Annotated in this window: 15 protein-coding genes; 7 read left to right on the top strand and 8 right to left on the bottom strand. The window is 37.2% G+C overall.

Annotated elements, in window-relative coordinates; translation table 11 throughout:
* Window position 1: 1 nt before the first annotated feature.
* The 6 genes from ACFJGY_RS10005 to trpA all read left to right on the top strand — a co-directional run bounded on the left by ACFJGY_RS10005 (window position 2) and on the right by trpA (window position 3667).
* Complete coding sequence (locus ACFJGY_RS10005; protein ID WP_379963455.1) at window positions 2-664, top strand: phosphoribosylanthranilate isomerase; 663 nt, start codon at window positions 2-4, stop codon at window positions 662-664.
* On the top strand, window positions 645-929 hold the full coding sequence (locus tag ACFJGY_RS10000) for an OsmC family protein (protein WP_379970226.1): 285 nt from the start codon (window positions 645-647) through the stop codon (window positions 927-929). Before ACFJGY_RS10005 ends, ACFJGY_RS10000 begins: the two co-directional genes overlap by 20 nt.
* Window positions 827-1111 carry an OsmC family protein gene (locus ACFJGY_RS09995; RefSeq protein ID WP_379963453.1) on the top strand — a complete coding sequence of 95 codons (285 nt, stop codon included), beginning with the start codon at window positions 827-829 and terminating at the stop codon, window positions 1109-1111. The genes ACFJGY_RS10000 and ACFJGY_RS09995 overlap by 103 nt, the downstream gene beginning before the upstream one ends.
* Before the next feature lie 7 nt (window positions 1112-1118).
* Complete coding sequence (locus ACFJGY_RS09990; RefSeq protein ID WP_379963451.1) at window positions 1119-1652, top strand: hypothetical protein; 534 nt, start codon at window positions 1119-1121, stop codon at window positions 1650-1652.
* Window positions 1653-1674: 22 nt separating this feature from the next.
* Window positions 1675-2862 (top strand): tryptophan synthase subunit beta, encoded by a 1188-nt coding sequence (gene trpB / locus ACFJGY_RS09985; protein WP_379963449.1) that lies wholly within the window; start codon window positions 1675-1677, stop codon window positions 2860-2862.
* Between the two features lie 73 nt (window positions 2863-2935).
* Window positions 2936-3667 carry a tryptophan synthase subunit alpha gene (trpA, locus tag ACFJGY_RS09980; RefSeq protein ID WP_379963447.1) on the top strand — a complete coding sequence of 244 codons (732 nt, stop codon included), beginning with the start codon at window positions 2936-2938 and terminating at the stop codon, window positions 3665-3667.
* A gap of 137 nt (window positions 3668-3804) precedes the next feature.
* On the opposite strand, the gene ACFJGY_RS09975 is transcribed toward trpA, so the two are convergent.
* The 5 genes from ACFJGY_RS09975 to ACFJGY_RS09955 all read right to left on the bottom strand — a co-directional run bounded on the left by ACFJGY_RS09975 (window position 3805) and on the right by ACFJGY_RS09955 (window position 11117).
* Entirely contained in the window at window positions 3805-4149 is a 345-nt protein-coding gene (locus tag ACFJGY_RS09975) for a phage holin family protein (protein WP_379963445.1), read from the bottom strand.
* A 76-nt stretch (window positions 4150-4225) separates the two neighbouring features.
* Entirely contained in the window at window positions 4226-4849 is a 624-nt protein-coding gene (locus tag ACFJGY_RS09970) for a peptide deformylase (RefSeq protein ID WP_379963443.1), read from the bottom strand.
* A gap of 685 nt (window positions 4850-5534) precedes the next feature.
* Complete coding sequence (locus ACFJGY_RS09965) at window positions 5535-8633, bottom strand: efflux RND transporter permease subunit (RefSeq protein WP_379963441.1); 3099 nt, start codon at window positions 8631-8633, stop codon at window positions 5535-5537.
* Between the two features lie 142 nt (window positions 8634-8775).
* Window positions 8776-9858: an efflux RND transporter periplasmic adaptor subunit gene (locus ACFJGY_RS09960; protein ID WP_379970161.1), complete on the bottom strand. Its 1083-nt coding sequence runs from the start codon at window positions 9856-9858 to the stop codon at window positions 8776-8778.
* Between the two features lie 11 nt (window positions 9859-9869).
* On the bottom strand, window positions 9870-11117 hold the full coding sequence (locus tag ACFJGY_RS09955) for a TolC family protein (protein ID WP_379963439.1): 1248 nt from the start codon (window positions 11115-11117) through the stop codon (window positions 9870-9872).
* 146 nt (window positions 11118-11263) lie between these two features.
* On the opposite strand from ACFJGY_RS09955, the gene ACFJGY_RS09950 reads away from it, so the two are divergent.
* On the top strand, window positions 11264-12103 hold the full coding sequence (locus ACFJGY_RS09950; protein WP_379963437.1) for a GLPGLI family protein: 840 nt from the start codon (window positions 11264-11266) through the stop codon (window positions 12101-12103).
* A gap of 3 nt (window positions 12104-12106) precedes the next feature.
* Here the strand turns inward: ACFJGY_RS09950 and ACFJGY_RS09945 are convergent, their stop codons facing one another.
* From ACFJGY_RS09945 to ACFJGY_RS09935, 3 genes are all read right to left on the bottom strand, one after another.
* Window positions 12107-13471 carry an ATP-binding protein gene (locus ACFJGY_RS09945; RefSeq protein WP_379963435.1) on the bottom strand — a complete coding sequence of 455 codons (1365 nt, stop codon included), beginning with the start codon at window positions 13469-13471 and terminating at the stop codon, window positions 12107-12109.
* A gap of 30 nt (window positions 13472-13501) precedes the next feature.
* Window positions 13502-14179 (bottom strand): response regulator transcription factor, encoded by a 678-nt coding sequence (locus ACFJGY_RS09940; protein WP_379963433.1) that lies wholly within the window; start codon window positions 14177-14179, stop codon window positions 13502-13504.
* A 154-nt stretch (window positions 14180-14333) separates the two neighbouring features.
* Window positions 14334-15362 carry a hemin-degrading factor gene (locus ACFJGY_RS09935; protein ID WP_379963431.1) on the bottom strand — a complete coding sequence of 343 codons (1029 nt, stop codon included), beginning with the start codon at window positions 15360-15362 and terminating at the stop codon, window positions 14334-14336.
* Between the last annotated feature and the right edge of the window lie 20 nt (window positions 15363-15382).

Here is a 15382-nt window from a genome sequence, read left to right as displayed (position 1 = left end):
AATGGAAAACCAACCAAAACTTAAAGTTTGCGGATTGACAAAACTTGACCAAATCAAGGAATTAATTGATTTGAAAATTGATTTACTTGGATTTATCTTTTATGATAAGTCGCCGAGATATGTTCTGAATCATTTGAGTTTAAAACAAATTTCGGAAATCAATCATCGAGGAAAAGTTGGTGTTTTTGTGAATGAAAGTATCAAAGGAATTGTTGAAATTGCTTCTGAAGCTCAACTTGATTTTATTCAATTACACGGTGATGAAGATGAAAAATATATAAATCTATTAAGGCAAATGATAGGTGAAAACGTCAAGATTATAAAAGTCATTAGAATTGGACAACAAAATATTGAGGAATTACAAAAAACCATCAACCAACAATCAGAAACCGTCAATTACCTACTATTTGATACAGATTCCAAAGCATTTGGCGGAACCGGGAAAACCTTTGATTGGAATATTCTCAATGAAATTAAAATTCCGATTCCTTATTTTTTAAGTGGTGGAATTTCATTGGAGAATATTGATCAACTAACAACTATCAGCCATCAACCAATTGCCCTCGATATCAATTCAAAATTTGAAATCGAACCGGGAAATAAAAATTTAGAAAAAATAAAAGAATTTTTATCATTAATAAAAAATGAAAAATCATCAATATAAAACCAAAGTTCTTTGGACAGGAAATACCGGAGAATCAACGAAAAACTACCGTTCTTATCAAAGAAATTATACTATTTCAGTTGATGGAAAAGTGGAGATCTTAGGCTCATCTGATCCCGCATTTTTAGGAGATCCTAAATTACATAATCCTGAAGATTACTTTTGGCTTCTGTATCGTCCTGTCATTTGTTGTGGTATCTTCATTTTTGTTCGGTCAACAAAATCCTTGTTTTGGAATATGAAGATCTTGCAGAAGGAACGATGATTGAGACTGAAAACGGAAGTGGAAAATTCAGTGAAATTGTCTTAAAACCAAAGATTGTTGTTGCCGAAAAAGAAATGATACAAAAAGCGTTTGAACTTCACAAAAAAGCTAATGAATACTGCTTCATCGCAAATTCTTTAAATTTTGAAGTGAAACATCAACCAGAAATAACAGAAAAATAAGTTTGAAATGCAATATTCTATTAAATGCTCGAAAGACTTATCAGATAAAGAAATTGAGTTAATCTTGAAATCTTGGGAAATAGAAGATTGGTTTGATTTAGATGCTTCGAGTTTCAAAATAAAATTTGAAAATTCTGAATTTCATTTTTTAGAATTTGATGAGAGAATTGTTTCATTAGCAAGAATCAATTTTGATTTTAAACTTGAAGTACAAAAGAATCTGTACAACTTTGCTGAATTTGTAGGATTTGTTTCTATTGAAAAAGCTAAAGGATTTGGTAGTTTTTTACTTAATAAAATAGTAGCAAATCTAACTGAAAGAAAAATTGAAACTATAGGTTTTTGCAAAATGGATTTAAGACCATTTTATGAAAAAAGTAACATACAAATCCTTTATGGAAACGGAATTTTCATAACAGAATTTGAGAATAATGAATGGATAGATTCTGACGACGATGATATTTTAATCCTTAATACTTCTGAAGAATACATCAATGTTTTGCAAAATCTGAATGAAAAGAATAAAGCAATTTTAATATAACGATTTAAAAATTTAAAAATAAATGAACTACCAAAACCCAGATAAAAACGGTTATTACGGCGATTTCGGCGGTGCTTTCGTTCCAGAAATGCTTTACCCAAACGTTGCCGAATTACAGGAAAAATATATTCAGATCATCGAATCTGAGGAATTCCAAACGGAGTTCCAGGACTTGCTGAAAAACTATGTCGGACGTGCCACTCCACTCTATTTTGCAAAAAATCTGAGTGATAAATACCAGACTCAAATCTATCTTAAAAGAGAAGATCTGAATCACACTGGTGCGCACAAAATCAACAACGCTTTGGGACAAGCCTTACTTGCAAAAAAATTAGGAAAACATAGGATCATTGCAGAAACAGGAGCCGGTCAACATGGTGTAGCAACTGCCACAGCTTGTGCCTTATTAGGCTTGGAATGCATCGTTTATATGGGCGAAGTCGATATTGCAAGACAATCCCCGAATGTTGCCAGAATGAAAATGCTTGGAGCAACCGTTATCCCTGCAACTTCCGGTTCCAAAACCCTGAAAGATGCCGTGAATGAAGCACTCAGAGATTGGATCAATAATCCTGAAACCACACATTACATCATAGGAAGTGTAGTTGGACCGCATCCTTTTCCAGATTTAGTGGCAAGGTTCCAAAGTGTGATTTCGAAAGAAATTAAAGAACAATTAAAAGAAAAAATAGGTAGAGAAAATCCCGATTATCTGATTGCCTGCGTAGGTGGCGGAAGCAATGCTGCAGGAACTTTTTATCATTTTGTGAATGAAGAAAATGTGAAGATCATTGCGGCTGAAGCTGGTGGTTTTGGCGTCAATTCCGGGAAGTCGGCAGCGACTACTTTCTTAGGAACTTTAGGGATTTTGCACGGAAGCCAAAGTCTTGTGATGCAAACTGAAGATGGACAGGTGATCGAGCCTCATTCTATCTCTGCAGGTTTGGATTATCCGGGAATTGGTCCGATGCACGCTAACCTTTTCACAAAAAATCGGGCAGAGTTTTTCAGTATTAATGATGATGAAGCTTTGAAATCGGCTTTTGAACTCACAAAGATCGAAGGCATCATTCCCGCTTTGGAAAGTGCCCACGCATTGGCCGTTTTAGAGAAAAAGAAATTCCGGAAAGATGATGTGGTTGTAATCTGTCTCAGCGGTCGTGGCGATAAGGATATGGAAACTTATCTAAATGTACAAAATAAAATGTAGTAAGTACAATGTACACTTAAAAACCGATTTTAAATACTTTGTACTTTTTACATTATAAATAATACAACAAAATATGAAAAAACTAAACATATACTTCACAGCAGGAGTTCCGAATTTAAATGACACTGGAAAAATTGCAAAACTAATTCAGGATTCCGGAGCGGATATGATGGAAATCGGGATTCCGTATTCTGATCCTGTGGCAGATGGATCGGTGATTCAGGATGCGCATACTCTGGCTTTGAAAAATGGAATGAGCATCAAAAAACTCTTCGATCAGCTTCTTGAAGTTAAAGAATCTGTGACGATTCCGAAGATTCTGATGGGATATTTTAATCCTGTTCTTCAGTTTGGATTTGAGAATTTTTGCCAAAAATGTGCAGAAGTCGGCGTTTCCGGTCTGATCATTCCAGATCTTCCTCCAATTGAATTTGAAACTAAATATGGCAAAATATTAAAGAAATATAATCTGAACTTCACCTTTCTTGTAACACCCGAAACGTCGGAAGAGCGTATTAAATATCTTGATTCTTTGAGTTCCGGATTCCTATACGCCGTAAGTTCATCTTCGACAACAGGAAAAGAAAATGTGGTTCTGAAGAACGAAGATTATCTGAACAGATTGGCTTCTTTGAACCTGAAAAATCCAGTCTTCATAGGTTTCGGTATCAAGAACAAAGCTGATTTTGAAAACGTAACAGAGAAAGCACAAGGAGGAATCATCGGAACGGCTTTCGTTAAGATATTGCTGGAAAATGAAGATTGGGAAACTAAAGGAAAAGTTTTTATAGAAGGAATTAAGTAATAGCTCTCGCACATCAGACAGATTTAGCAGATTTAATTTCGCACATCAATCTGCTTGATCTGCGAGAAAATAAATTTTTATGCAATAAAAAAGAGTTTCAATGAACTGAAACTCTTTTCTTTTTTTCTGTTTTAATTTTAATTGTCGCTTTCAAATATCGTAGAGAACGCTGATGTGACGAGTGACAGTAAAATACTGAACAAAAGTGCCCACCAGAAACCGTCTATGCTCATACTCGACATCAAATAATCGGCTAACAGAATGATTAACGCGTTGATCACAAACGAAAATAATCCAAGTGTGATGATAGTAACCGGTAATGATAAAATCGAAAGTATGGGTTTTACAATCAGATTGAGGACTCCCAAAACAATAGCAAAAATAATCGTGGATCCGAAGCTTTCAAAGTGAACGCCTGTAAGGATTTTGCTGAGTAAAAATGCTGATATTGCAGTAATCAGCAAACGGATAATAAAGTTCATAGTTTAAAATTTTATTTGTTAGAATTTTCTATTCAAAAACCAGACCTAAGCAGCTTTTGATTCTTAGTTTAAATGTCTAGTATTTAGATTTCTTGTAGACTTTTACTTCGTTGTATTGCATGTCTTTCTCGCTTTGCAGCTTATCGGAAATCAAAACCCCTGACAAATGATCGATCTCGTGCTGAAAAATCACGGCTGTGAAACCTTCTACCATCTCGTCGTGTTTCTTATTATCAAGGTCATAATACTCTAGACGGATGCTGTAGCTTCTGTAAAACTGATCGCGGAAATTGTCAATAGAAAGATCGCCTTCCGGACCTTTGTTCAACAGTTCGGAACGCCAGATGATGATCGGATTGATCACATATTCTACCGGTGCATTTGGTTTGTCAAACCGCTGTACCAGGACTACTCTCCTATTGATCCCAACTTGCGGCGCAGCAATCCCGACTCCGCCATCGGTTGCTGCGAGCGATAGTTTCATCCTTTCAATCAGGATCGGTAATGTTTTATCTTTTGGCGAAATTTCTTCGGATGTGGCTAATAAAACCTGGTGCTGAGACTCATTATTGGTCTGGTAAATTGGCAAAGCTGTTTTGATATCTCCGGCGAGGATCAGTTCTTTTTCTTCTTTTGTGAATTTCTGTGAAAAGCTGAAAATGCCTGTCAATAGCAATATTAAGATTATAAAATTCCGCATCGTTTATTTTTATTTCAAAGATAATAATTTGGGCACCTTTATCCGTGCTCCGTTCCCGCTTTTTTCTGTCATTGCGAATCAATTGAGGCCATATATTAAACTTTTCTACCCTCGCAATGACAGAAAAAGAGCTCCACTCAGCCCGGGGTGCGCTGCGCAGAGTTGAAACCTTAGGCGTTCTTACTTGCTTTCAACCAAATTTCAACTGTTTTGAAACCTAAAAAAGAGCCTTCACCAAGTCCGATGAATAAAGCCTTTGTGAAGGGTATCAAAAACACACGTGTCTTTTTATTAAAACTCTCGTGTCTTTTGTTTAAAACTCTCGTGTCTTTTTTATAGAACATACGTGCGTAATTATGGAGAGACTTTTTTACTATTAAATTTATATTGAGAATATAAAAAAAACGTTCCCCCAAATAGATCCGGGAGAACGCCAACTAGAGAGAAAAATAAACAACTATAACTCAAATATTATATGGCTTTGCGAGCCTCATCATTCCAACGAGATTAAGATTACATTCCTATAGAATTTTTGCGATTGGTATTCTAAAAAAATCGCAAAACGTTATAAACTAGTTTTGAGAAATTGAATATTTATAAGGAATTTTAGTTTTTATATGTCTTCGAGAGCCTCAGACTGACAATGCTTAACTTAGAGTTGTCACATTGAAGCTCTCGAAGTGCTTTAACTAATAACTTCTTTTTTACTTCTGTTGAAGATCCAGAAGATGATCGGGAAAATTAATAAAGTTAATATCGTTGCGGTGATCAGTCCGCCAATGATTACGATGGCCAATGGTTTCTGAGATTCAGAGCCGATCCCTGTAGAAAGTGCGGCTGGTAAAAGTCCTATGGATGCCATCAAGGCTGTCATCACAACAGGTCTGGTTCTCACCTTCACACCTTCCATAATTGATTGATCAAGCGACAATCCATTCTTAACATTCTGATGGAACTCGGAGATCAAAATCACTCCATTCTGGATACAGATTCCGATCAAAGCGATCATCCCGACACCTGCGGAGATCCCGAAATTCATATTAGTCAAATGTAGTGCGATGATCGCGCCGATCAAAGCAAAAGGGACATTCGCCAAAACCAAAAGTGAATCTTTCATATTCCCGAACAGAATAAACAGAAGGAAGAAAATCCCAATGATACTGATCGGAACAACCTGCGTCAATCGGTTGGTTGCCCTCTGCTGATTCTCAAACTGTCCCGTCCATCCTATCGAATAGCCATCTGGTAATTTGATCTTTTCTACTTTTTTCTGAGCATCTGCAATAGTTCCTCCCAGGTCACGGTCACGGATAGAGAATTTGACACCAATGTAACGTTTGACATCGTCTCTGTAAATGAAGGCCGCACCATTTTCTTTCTCGATTGTACTGATCTCTTTCAGAGGGATCTTTGCACCGTCCTGAGTCGGAACCATTAATGAAGCGATATCCTCCTCATTTTTTCTATATTCCTGAGCGTAACGCAATCTGATCGGGAATTTTCGCTCGCCATCAAACATCTCAGAACCGGTCTTTCCACCAAAAGCCATTTCCAGAACCGCCTGAGCATCGGCAGGTAATACACCGTACGCCGCCATTTTGCTTCTGTCCAAGACCACACTGATCTCGGGCTGACCAATATTCTTGATGATGCCCGGTTCCTTAACACCTTCTACATCTTTGATAGAAGCCAGCACTTCTTCCGCCAATCTGTCCAAAGTATGTAGGTTATCTCCGTATATCTTGATCCCGTTTTCTGCCTTGAAACCTGCAACAGCTTCTGCAACATTATCAGAAATCGGTTGCGAATAATTGAAGGTTATTCCCTGATAATTCTTCAGTTTTTTATCGATCTGCTCAATGAGCTCTTCGTAAGTGATTTTGCGTTTCCATTCTTCTTTTGGCTGGAGACTTACGGCAAACTGTACGAATCCAAATCCGTTCGGGTCTGTTCCGTCATTACTCCTACCCGTTTGCGCCAAGACATCCGTCACTTCCGGGAAATTCATAATATCTTTTTTGAGTTCATTAGCCGTGACCAGAGATTTGTCTAAGGATGAACTCATCGGCATTTCTGCAGTGATCCAGAGCGAACCTTCATTCAGTTGTGGCAGAAATTCGGTTCCTAAGAATTTTGCAGAAAATAAGGTTATGATCAAAGCTGATGTGGCAACAATCAAACTGATTTTCTTATATCTGAAAGTAAACTTCAAACCTTTCATCACATATCTGTCCCAGAAATTAACGAATGGATTGTTCTTTTCTTTCACGTTTTTCTTTAATAACAAATGTGACATCACAGGAACTAGAGTCAGAGTGAATATCAATGCGCCCAGCAAAGCAAAACCTAATGTAAATGCCAACGGAGAGAACATTTTGCCTTCTACTTTCTCGAAAGAAAATATTGGTAAAAGTGAGGTGATGATAATTAATTTTGAAAAGAAAATTGCTTTTCCGAGTCCGGTTCCCGTTTGTTTGATCCAGCCACCTTTAGACATTTTGTTGAAGCGTTCCATTCCATATTTATGCGCTTTGTGGTCCAGCATGACGAATAATCCTTCGACCATTACGACGGCACCATCAATGATGATCCCGAAATCTACAGCACCCAGTGATAATAAGTTGGCACTCATTCCCGCCATCTTCAGACAGAAAAAAGCAAACAACAGGGACAATGGAATAATGATGGAAACAATCAAAGTCGTTCGCCAGTCTGCCATAAAAATTAGTACAATGACGGTTACGAGGATAATTCCTTCCAAAAGATTGTGCATTACCGTATTGGTGGTAAAATCCATCAGGTTCTGACGATCGTAAAAGGTTCTCATTTTTACATCCTTCGGAAGGATTTTATTGTTCAGATCATTAATCTTAGCTTTTACGAGTTTTAGAACTTCCTGCGCATTTTCTCCTTTTCTCATCACGACGATTCCTTCCACCGTATCATTTTCATGATTAAGAGATGCCTGACCAACTCTAGGCATAGAACCTTCGTGAACATCGGCAACATATTTTACAAGGATTGGATTTCCGCTGTCATTATGAACGGTGATGTTTTCGATGTCCGCAATTGACTTCACCAAACCAATTCCACGAACCACATAAGCCTGGCCGCTTTTCTCGATAACATCGCCGCCGACATTCAGGTTGCTGTTGGTGACGGCTTCCAGAACTTCGGAAGGTGTAAGATTGTACTTGTCAAGTTTTCTGGGATCGATGCTTAATTCAAAAACTTTGTCCTGACCTCCAAAGACATTCACGTCTGCAACACCGGGAACGCCCCTTAAGGCTCTGTCAACAACCCAGTTCTGAATCGTTAAAAGATCTCTGGAATCTCTGTCTTTGCTTTCTAACGTGTATCGGAAGATTTCGCCGGTAGGTCCGTAAGGCGGCTGAACTTCGGGATCAACCTCGTCCGGTAAGCTCACAGTCCGCAATTGATTATTAACCATATTCCTTGCGAAAATATCGTCCACACCATCATCAAATAAGATCTTGACAATAGAAAGTCCGAACATTGTTGTACTTCGGACGCTTGTCTTTTTCTGAACCGGACTCATTGCCAGCTCAATTGGTGTAGTAACAAACCGTTCTACTTCTTCGGCACTTCGACCGTTCCATTGGGTAATGATGACTATTTGAGTATTGGTCACATCAGGAAATGCTTCAATCGGCATATTCTTGAAACTGATGAATCCTGCAAAGGCAAGAATTGCTACCCAAATGAATGTGAAAGCCTTATTTTTAAGGGAAAATCCTATGATACTTTTTATGAATTTGTTCATATTTTATATTTAATCACAGGTTAAACTGTGGTTATTAAAATTGAATCCTTCGGATTCTTGTGATATGTTGATTCTTATCCATAGGTTGCACCTACGGCTATTGATATTAAACCCGATGGGTTCATTAGAAAAGCTTTAAATATTAGTTATTCAAAGAGCGGTAAATCAATAATTGATTATTGGTCACAACAGTTTCGCCTTCTGCAAGTCCGTTTGCGACATAGGTGTTGTCTGTGTTTTGTTTAAGGATTTTAATTTCCTTGACCTTGATATCGGTTTGAGATTTATAAACAACTACAAAATATCGGTTGTCATCAAAGATCACAGCGCTGGACGGGATTGCCAGAGCGGTTTCGTTTTCTGCAGAAGAAACTCGGATAGTCGCTTTACTTTCAGGAATTAATAAGCCTTGAGAATTATCCAATACCACTCTAGCCTGCATAGAATTGGTGTCGGGATCTATGATCTTAAAAATTTTATCAATCTTGCCATAAAATACTTTGTCAGGGTAAGATAATGTGGAAACCTGGGCTTTCATTCCAAGATTTATTTTATCAATATCAGCCTCGTTGACGTTCATAATTGCCCAGACGTTTTTGGTATTCGCTACATCGAAGATATTCTCACTTCTGTCGCTTCTGAGTTCCATATCTTTATTGATGTCTTTATGTACAATGTAGCCGTTGATCGGAGAAATTACACTGTAGATATTACCTTTCTTAACATTATAAACCGTACTTACAGCTTTGGATCTGTGTAAAGCATCTTTGGCTTTCTGAACTTCACTTTGGGCTTCCAGAATATCTTTTTCGGTATTCAGTTTTCCGGCATAAAGTTCTTTTGCAACCCGGAGGTTGTTTTCTGCGACAATCAAATCGGTTTTAGCATCGCTGACATCTTTTTGGACTTCCGCCAATTCTGTACTTCTGATGGTTGCCAGAACCTGGCCTTTGTGCACGTAATCTCCAAGTTCTACATTCACGCTCAGGACATTGCCACCAACGAGAGGGAAAATATCGATATAGGTATTTTTATCGGCAGAGATTTTACCGTAGAAGCTGTATTCGTCTTCAATAAATTTTTTCTCCACTTTTGCGAATGTTGTGGACTTCAGCATTGTGTTGCTCAACTCAAAACCTTTCGTTATCTCTTTTGGCGCTTCTTCTTTTTTAGAACATGAGAACAAGCCTATCGAAAGAATTACAGGAATAATTATATTTTTAATTTCGATTTTCATTAATAAAAGATTTTGGTTTGTACTAATTGATTAAGTTGTTCTGCAGAGATCACAATCTGTTTCTTCATTTCGTAGATCTGCAAAACGGTTTGCCTGTAGCTTTCCATAAAATCTGTGAAATCTATTAAGCTTACGTTTCCGCTTCGGAAGTTTTTTAAAATTCCATTGTAAACTGTATCTAGGTTTTCCATATCAACAGGCTTCAACTGGAAGTATTGATCGTACTGATTTTTCCAGGTCTGATAGGCAGATTCTACCTGCGTTTCGAGATTCAGTTTTTGATACTCTGAGTTTTTCTCGTTTTGTTGGATGGCATATTTTGCTTTTTCAACATTTCCTTTGTTGACTTTCCAAAGAGGAATTGGAATTCCGACTTTAAGATTGATCTCATTTCTGAAAGTTCCTGAAGCCTGATCATATTCTGCTCCAAGATTTAAATCTGGTGTATTCAATGATTTTTGCCATTGTGCGTAGAGTTTGCTGTTTTCTATAAGTCTCAGATTATAAAGATAATCTGCGTTGTTGATTAAAGCTTTTTCTTTAAGGGTTTCCAGATCTCCGAAAGGTTGAGAAATCAAAATATCATTTTCGTCGAGTTTGGAAATATTAGGAAGAATGTTGTCTGAAATTCCGGTGAGAACTTTCATATTTTGCTGAAAGGCAAGAATGTTATTATTGATTTCAATCTTGTCATTATTAAGCTGAATAACAATACTTTGAAGTCGGACAAAGTCTTTAAGAGATATATTTCCTTTATCGGTCTGAACTTTATAGGCTGTCAAAAGTTCATTCATATACTTTAACTGACTTTCAATACTGATCTGCTTTTTTTGTTCGTAGATCAGGTTGTAATAAATTTCCCGAAGTTGAGATCTGAGATCGACCAACAACTGATTGAATTGTAATTGGGAAAGCTCTTTATTGGACTTTGCAAATTGAATTTCGTTCTTCTTTTTTCCGCCCAGATAAATCAGTTGTGTGATTTCTGCGCCTTTTGAACGTCCGACATCAAAAGCTCTTTTATCTTCTGGATTATAAGCGTTGACGTAACCGCTAATTTGTGGAAGTTCCCAAATCTTTGCCTGCATAATATCGGCATCTGCCATATTGATATTGTATTGTGCGGCAAGAACTTGGAGGTTATTTTTTTGAAATGCTAATTCGCAATCCTGGAGAGACATCTGTTGCTGTGCAGAAAGATAGCCAAATGCCGAAACGGATAACACCAGCGTAGTAAATTTATTCATTTAATCTCGTTTTGGTTTTGCAAAAATGGTTTACCGAGATTAAAACGGACTTAAATGCGACTTAAAAAAAGCTTAATTATTTAAAATTTAAAAACTATTAATCAAATGTGTTATATTTAATAAAATTTAAAACACTGATGTTCAAGATGAAAAACGTAATTTTAATTCTCACCTTATTATTCTTTACCATAACGAATGCTCAAACACACAGATTCATTTATGAACTGCAATACAAATATGATTCGACAGACACAGATTATCAGAAAGTGAATATGGTTCTGGATATTGGTCCTGCCGAAGTCAAATTTTATGGCCGCGATCTTCTGATATCAGATTCTCTCAATAAAAAATTCGGGAATATGAATAACAAAATTGTTGATATGACCGGACAAATTGTAAAAAGAAAACTGAATTCTACCGAAAATGAAAACTTCATTAATATAAAATTTGGTTATTACACATTCAAAACCAACGATAAAATAGACTGGAAAATCTCCAACGAAACCAAGAACGTTCAGGATTATACTTTACAGAAAGCAACGGCAAAATTCGGTGGAAGAAACTGGACCGCGTGGTTTAATAAAGAAATCCCTTTCAATGAAGGTCCTTTTAAATTCCGTGGCCTACCAGGATTGATATTCGAGCTCAAGGATGACAAAAATAATTTTATCTATAATCTTGTGAAAAGTCAGAAGATAGAAGGAAAACCTGCAACCGGTGACTTCGTGGAAAGTAATTTTGGAGATAAAGCCATTCCCGTTTCAGAAAAACAGATACGAAAACTATTGCTGGAATATTATAATGACCCGTTTGCTTTTGAACGAACCAACTTCAGTAAAAATAACAGCGATTTGCACATCAATATTGGCGGAAGGGAAATTCACAGCCTGGAAGAACTTAATGCAGAAACCAAAAATATGCAGTCAATCATCAAGAAATATTACAATCCGCTGGAACTGGACAAAGCCGTACATTATCCCAATTAAAAATTATTTTCTAAAATTAATAGTAAAAAGATTCTCCTTATCGGAAAGTGAAGTGTAGGAAATGTTCGCTTTGTGGTATTCCAGAATGCGTTTTACGATACGCAGACCAAGTCCGGAACCGGATTTGTTGTGAGAATTGCTGCCTCTCATAAACGCTTCAAAGAGTTTTTCTCTTTCCGCAACCGGAATAATGGTGCCTTTTGAAAACACATTCACAATGATGTCTGATTCTGTTTCCTTTATAGAAACATCTACCTCCTGATTATCGGAATATAAAGCGGCATTTTTGAACAGATTAATAAATGTGATTTCAAGTAGAGATTTCACACCTTTTACCGTCAAGATTGTTTCTTCACTACTCTCTTCATCGATTTGGAAATCCATTTTGAAGTCGGAAAAATTCCGGTTTACGGTTTCAAATGCATTGAAAACGACTTCATCAATCCGGACTTCTTCATACACACTTGCAATACCTTCTTTATCGAATTTCGAAAGCAGAAGCAATGATTTGGTAAGATCCGATAATTGATAAACATCTTCCAGCATTTGCTGTAAGGTCGATTTTGTTTTTGGCGAATGATTTTCCAGCTGAATCAGATTTTCCAGCTGAAAAGCCATCCTTGTCAAAGGTGTGCGCATCTCGTGAGCCGCGCTGGAATTGAAATCTTTCTGAGACTGGAAAACGTCGTCCAATCGGCTTGTCATCAGATTAAAAGAAGTTGCCAGAACGCCAATCTCATCTTTGGGATTCTTGACCAGAACAGGCGTTGTCAATTTATGAACACTGATCTCTGAAATGTCAGATTTCAGCATTTCCAAAGGCTCCAGAAATTTTGAAACAATATAATAACTGAAAAACCAGATCAAAATGATGCTGACGACATACGAGAAAATCAGCATATACTTCAGGAAATCCAGCTTCGATTGTCCTGTAACATCCTGAGCACTTGTAAGAATGTAATAATTTTCGCCGTTTATGGTTCTGAGTGCAGCAAAGATTTCCGGTGCAGAATGTTCATTATAGACGGTTTTCTCTTTGTCTAATCTTTCTAAAAGGGCTTTGTCCCACGTGATTTTTTTGTCTTTCAAAGTACTGTAAACCAATTCCTTTTCTGCATTGAAGATCATAATGTTCTCATTCAGTAAAACATTGTCAGAATTTTCGTCGAAAAAAATGGGTGCTTCTCTTTCAAAATCTCTGGATTTCTCAATAAAATTAACCGTAAAAACCAAACGTTTCTGAAAGCGTTCCTTGAACTCGTCTCTTCTGAAATCATTGAAGGAAACATAAATCACGACCATCATAATCCCAAAAATTAATGAGAAGGCAATGCTTAGGCTTAGTGCGATACGGCGTTTCAAGGACATTGGAGCAGAATTTAGAGATTAGATTTAGAGTTACAGTGGACTCAGGTAATAGCCGAAGCCAGGTCTTGTGTGGATTAGTTTTGTTTTGAAATTTTTATCGATCTTTTTCCTGAGGAAATTGATGTAAACCTCGATGGCGTTGTTTGTAGATTGGAACTGGTTTTTCCAGACTTCATCAGATATATATTGTTTGGAGAGTGTTCTGCCATTTGCTCTCGCCAACAACACCAGCAGCTGAAATTCTTTTACCGTCAGGTTGATTTCTTCGCCGGAACGGAAAACCTTGCTGTCTTCCGGATAGACTATCAGATCCTCTATCACGATTTTTTCTTTCTCTTCTGTTTTCGGCGTTATTCTTCGCATTTGAGAATTAATCCTTAACAACAATTCCTCCAGTAAAAATGGCTTCACGAGGTAATCATCAGCAGCTCTAAGGAAGGCTTCTTTCTTGTCTTCGATACCATCATAGGCAGAAATAATGATGATTGGCGTTTCGGAATTGGTTTCGCGGATCTTTTTGCAGATTTCCAGACCATTGATCTTCGGGACATTAATATCCAACAAAAAGATATCATAATGTTTTGCCGAAAACATATTAAGAAAAACTTTGCCGTCTTCTGCTTTGTCAGTTTTGATGGATCGGGATTCCAGAAAAAGTGCAATTTCTGATGATAAAACCGAATCGTCTTCTAAAAGTAATGCCTGCATTTGATTGAGAATTTTTACAAATATCGGAAAAAGGATTTTGGGAAAATGGAAAGTTGTAGAAGTTTTGATTCAATATTTAATTTAGAATTATATTATTAAAACAAAAAAACCGTCTTAAAATAATTTAAAACGGCTTATATCTAATTCAATATTTCTATTTTTCCAAATCTGCAACCAGATCTTTCCAACCCTGAAGTTCCGGATTTCCCGGCTTTCTTTTCCCGAAAAGCTGTACGATAAAATCGCCTTCGTTATTAAATACTTCAACGGCTGCTACTTCGCCGTCTTCCGTTGGTTTTTTTACGATCCACGTTTCCGCAATTTTTGTCGTGTCCAGATGCAGGTTAAAATCCGGATCCATCACGTTGAACCACTGCTGATGCCAAAGCGTTTTGTTAACTTCCCCTGTATGAATCTGGATAATTCCGCGGTTTCCAACGAAGATCATGATCGGCAGATTCTTTTCAGAAGCATCTTCTAAAACATTCACCACTTTAGAATTTTCGATTTTTTTTGCGTAACCTTCAGGTGCCAATCTCAACGCCTGCGTTCTTGTAACCCCGAATTTCCTCAATAACATAAAGAAATCGTGCGTGTCTTTCAACTCTGTCCAGGCTTGTTGGAATCCAGCCACATCAATTTCTGAATCTGCTTTTTCTGCAGGTTTTCCGGGAACGGATTCGGTCACAACATTTGGAGATTGTTCGTCTGCTTTATATTTTTCTGTTAATGCGTCGAATTGAGCTTCGTTGCTGTCTTTTGTCAGGTAGATTTTATGAAGTGCCAATCCGTCTTTTCCAAAGAACTGGAAGCTTTTTCTATCACCCTCTACAACAGAAAATCCGAATTTCCACGAGTTGATAAAGATTCTCAAATCAATATCTTCGCCAACGAAAACCTGACCGTGCGGATTGCTGAAATCCGGATTCAGGTAAACACCTTTTCTCTCGTGGACGCATTCATCATTTCTCGTAAGCGCCATCACTTTGTCCAGTTTTATAACTTCCTGAAGAAGATCTGCAAACTCAGGTTTCAAAACGGTAACGCCGTTTCCAACATTAGTCGCTAATAATTCTGCTTCGCTCACGCCTAATTGCTCAGCTGCATTTCTTATTCTAAGATGTGGGTTTTCTGCTTTCAAAGCTTCCCATTTTTCTTTTAATTCATTAATTAATGTACTCATAATTTTTGTAAAATGTAGTT

It is taken from the genome of Epilithonimonas sp. UC225_85 (assembly GCF_042695135.1).
In the GTDB taxonomy this organism is placed as follows: Bacteria; Bacteroidota; Bacteroidia; order Flavobacteriales; family Weeksellaceae; genus Epilithonimonas.
The sequence above is the reverse complement of the archived record's forward strand: the minus strand, read 5'-3'. Positions and strand labels throughout refer to the sequence as shown.

Coding starts and splice junctions, on each gene's coding strand:
- ACFJGY_RS09990 (WP_379963451.1), top strand. CDS start 1,119: ATGCAATATTCTATTAAATGCTCGAAAGACTTATCAGATAAAGAAATT.
- ACFJGY_RS09950 (WP_379963437.1), top strand. CDS start 11,264: ATGAAAAACGTAATTTTAATTCTCACCTTATTATTCTTTACCATAACG.
- ACFJGY_RS09945 (WP_379963435.1), bottom strand. CDS start 13,471: ATGTCCTTGAAACGCCGTATCGCACTAAGCCTAAGCATTGCCTTCTCA.
- ACFJGY_RS09940 (WP_379963433.1), bottom strand. CDS start 14,179: ATGCAGGCATTACTTTTAGAAGACGATTCGGTTTTATCATCAGAAATT.
- ACFJGY_RS09965 (WP_379963441.1), bottom strand. CDS start 8,633: ATGAACAAATTCATAAAAAGTATCATAGGATTTTCCCTTAAAAATAAG.
- ACFJGY_RS09975 (WP_379963445.1), bottom strand. CDS start 4,149: ATGAACTTTATTATCCGTTTGCTGATTACTGCAATATCAGCATTTTTA.
- ACFJGY_RS10000 (WP_379970226.1), top strand. CDS start 645: ATGAAAAATCATCAATATAAAACCAAAGTTCTTTGGACAGGAAATACC.
- ACFJGY_RS09955 (WP_379963439.1), bottom strand. CDS start 11,117: ATGAATAAATTTACTACGCTGGTGTTATCCGTTTCGGCATTTGGCTAT.
- ACFJGY_RS10005 (WP_379963455.1), top strand. CDS start 2: ATGGAAAACCAACCAAAACTTAAAGTTTGCGGATTGACAAAACTTGAC.
- trpB (WP_379963449.1), top strand. CDS start 1,675: ATGAACTACCAAAACCCAGATAAAAACGGTTATTACGGCGATTTCGGC.
- ACFJGY_RS09935 (WP_379963431.1), bottom strand. CDS start 15,362: ATGAGTACATTAATTAATGAATTAAAAGAAAAATGGGAAGCTTTGAAA.
- trpA (WP_379963447.1), top strand. CDS start 2,936: ATGAAAAAACTAAACATATACTTCACAGCAGGAGTTCCGAATTTAAAT.
- ACFJGY_RS09970 (WP_379963443.1), bottom strand. CDS start 4,849: ATGCGGAATTTTATAATCTTAATATTGCTATTGACAGGCATTTTCAGC.